Annotated in this window: 4 protein-coding genes; all 4 read left to right on the forward strand. The window is 67.8% G+C overall.

Annotation, left to right across the window (positions count from 1 at the left end):
* Positions 1 to 297 precede the first annotated feature (297 nt).
* Positions 298 to 678, forward strand: a complete 381-nt coding sequence (locus tag MMG85_RS18285; protein ID WP_241047332.1) for a diacylglycerol kinase — start codon at positions 298 to 300, stop codon at positions 676 to 678.
* A gap of 28 nt (positions 679 to 706) precedes the next feature.
* Entirely contained in the window at positions 707 to 1,441 is a 735-nt protein-coding gene (locus MMG85_RS18290; protein ID WP_241047333.1) for a TerC family protein, read from the forward strand.
* Between the two features lie 160 nt (positions 1,442 to 1,601).
* The gene (locus MMG85_RS18295) at positions 1,602 to 2,243 is read left to right on the forward strand and encodes a LemA family protein (RefSeq protein ID WP_241047334.1); all 642 of its coding nucleotides are present in this window, start codon (positions 1,602 to 1,604) and stop codon (positions 2,241 to 2,243) included.
* A 19-nt stretch (positions 2,244 to 2,262) separates the two neighbouring features.
* On the forward strand, positions 2,263 to 3,033 hold a 771-nt coding region (locus MMG85_RS18300; RefSeq protein ID WP_241047335.1), incomplete at its 3' end, for a TPM domain-containing protein.

Genomic DNA, 3,033 nt, shown 5'->3' on the forward strand with positions numbered 1-3,033 from the left:
CCCCGCATCGTCCCCGGCCGGTCAGGCAGGGCCAGCAGCGCACTGGCGAACAAGGCGGGGCGAACGGCGTTCAGGAAAGACACGGGGTGAGGGCTCCTTCGGTTCAGGCGGGCCCTAGTGGAGCAGCCGGGGGCAGCCGATGCAAACCGCGACGGGGCGGTCAGGGGACGCGTTGTGGCAAAATTGCGCCCTTGGCGCGGCGTCGCGCCGGTTCCACCCGATCCGACCTCCCGCTGGCCCAGGCCCTGCCTGACCGGCCGGGGACGATGCGGGGCCTCCTTCGCATCGACCTGCCCCATGGCTGACGAAACCGGACATCTTCCCCGCGGCCCCGGCCGCATCCTCAAGGCGACGGTCTGGTCCTTCCAGGGCCTGCGCGCGGCGTGGATGCACGAATCCTCGTTCCGCCTGGAGGTCTACCTGCTGGTGGTGCTGGCGCCGCTGGCGCTGTGGCTGGGGCAGGACGGGCTGGAGCGCGCGCTGATGATCGGCAGTTGCCTGCTGGTGCTGGCGGCAGAACTGCTGAACTCGGCGGTGGAAGCGGTGATCGAGCGCTACGGCCCCGAACACCACGAACTCGCCGGTCGCGCGAAGGACATGGGCTCAGCCGCCGTCTTCGTGCTGATGATGAACGTACTCCTCTGCTGGGGCCTGATCCTCGCGCCCCGCTATCTCTGATTTATGATCTGAACCAAGGTACTCCCCGATGATGGAATTGCTTACCGATCCGCAGGTGTGGATCACGCTGGTCACGCTGAGCGCGATCGAGATCGTGCTGGGCATCGACAACCTGGTCTTCATCTCCATCGCGGTCAGCAAGCTGCCGCCGCACCAGCGCGAGGTCGCGCGCAAGTTCGGCATCGCGGTGGCCTGCATCACGCGCATCCTGCTGCTGCTGACGCTGGCCTGGCTTGCGGGACTGACCGCCGACCTGTTCACGCTGTTCGGCCAGGGCATCTCGGTGCGCGACCTGGTGCTGATCCTCGGCGGCCTGTTCCTGCTGGTGAAAGGCACCAAGGAAATCCTGGAACTGGTGAAGGGCGAGCCGGATTCGGAAGACGTGCACACGCGTCCAGCAGTGTCGTTCGCCGGCGTGATCGCGCAGATCGCGGTGATCGACATCGTGTTCTCGCTGGACTCGGTGATCGCGGCGGTCGGCATGGCCAACCACACCCCGGTGATGGTGGCGGCGATCCTGCTGGCGGTGGCGGTGATGCTGCTGGCGGCCAAGCCGCTGGGCCAGTTCATCGACAACAACCCCACCATCAAGATGCTGGCGCTGGCCTTCATCGTGGCGGTCGGTGCCTACCTGCTGCTGGATGGTTTCGAGCTGCACATCGAGAAGGGCTACCTGTACGGCGCGATGGGCTTCTCCGCGCTGGTCGAGTGCCTCAACCTGTGGGCGAAGAAGCGCAGCGCCCAGCGCATGCTGCGCGAGTAAGCGCGCCGCCGGCATCGCGGACGCAGGGCTCCCATCGGGAGCCCTTCGTTTTTCACGGCGGGGTAACAAGCCGGCATGCCGCGGCCCCCACGCCGCGTCGCGCTTGCGCCGTCACCGGCGAGGTGCTGCAATCGGCGCCAGTCAAAGGGAGTGTCGTGCCATGCGCCAGATGTCGCGTCTGTGGTTGCTCGTCGTGTTCGTCGCACTGTTGTCCGGCTGCGGCTACAACACCATCCAGCAGAAGGACGAAGCGGTGAAGGCCGGCTGGTCCGAGGTGCTCAACCAGTACAAGCGGCGCGCCGACCTGATTCCCAACCTGGTCAAGACCGTGCAGGGCTACGCACAGCAGGAGCGCCAGGTGCTGACCGACGTGACCAATGCGCGTGCGCGCGTCGGCCAGATCCAGGTCAATGCCGACGATGCCGCCTCGCTGCAGCAGTTCCAGCAGGCGCAGGGCGAACTGTCCAGCGCGCTGTCGCGGCTGCTGGTGGTCACCGAGAACTATCCCAACTTGAAGTCCGACCAGTCCTTCCGCGACCTGCAGGCGCAGCTGGAAGGCACCGAGAACCGCATCACCGTCGCGCGCGGCCGTTACATCCAGACCGTGCAGGACTACAACACCTATATCCGCCAGTTCCCGCAACTGATCACCGCCAAGCTCACCGGCGCGAAGGAAAAGCCCAACTTCACCGTCGAGAACGAAGCCGCGATCTCCGAAGCGCCGGCCGTCGACTTCGGTACGCCGGCACCGGCCGCGCCGCAGGCCCCGGTACCGCCGCCTCCGCCGTCGCCCGGCAACTGATCTGCATCCCGCCACTCCCATGCTGCGCGCGCTGGCGCTCTGCCTGCTGCTGACCGTCGCGCCGGCATGGGCGCAGACGCTGGCGGCGATTCCCGCGCTGGACTCGCCGGTGGTCGACACCACCGGCACGCTCGATGCCGCGCAGAAGCAGCAGCTCGAACAACAGGCCCTCGCGCTGCAACAGCGCAAGGGCAGCCAGCTGCAGGTGCTGATGGTCGCCACCACGCAGCCGGAGACGATCGAGCAGTACACGCAGCGCGTGTTCGACCAGTGGAAGCTGGGTCGCCAGGGTGTCGACGATGGCGTGCTGCTGCTGGTGGCCAAGGATGATCGCCGCGTGCGCATCCAGCCCGGCTATGGGCTGGAGGGCGCCATTCCCGACGCCATCGCCAACCGCGTCATCCAGGAATACCTGGCGCCGAAGTTCCGCGCCGGCGATTTCGGCGGCGGCATCACCGACGCCACGGCGACGCTGGTCAAGCTGATCGACGGCGAAGCCCTGCCCGAACCGGTGAGCACCCATCGCGAGCCCGGTGGCCGCCGCGGCGGCGACTGGTTCTTCGCGCTGTTCGCGGCCTTCATCGTGGCGACGATCGTGCGCGGCGTGTTCGGCCGGTCGTCCGCGGGGCTGCGCGGGCTGTTCACCGGCGGTGCTGCGGCAGGCGTCGCGCTGCTGCTGTCGTCGCTGATCCCGGCCGGCATCGCCGGCGTGTTCGGGCTGCTTTACGGACTGGCGTCGGTCTCCACGCGCGGTGGCTATGCGCGCCATCGCGACTGGGGTGGCTGGAGC

It is taken from the genome of Pseudoxanthomonas sp. LH2527 (assembly GCF_022539275.1).
In the GTDB taxonomy this organism is placed as follows: Bacteria; Pseudomonadota; Gammaproteobacteria; order Xanthomonadales; family Xanthomonadaceae; genus Pseudoxanthomonas_A.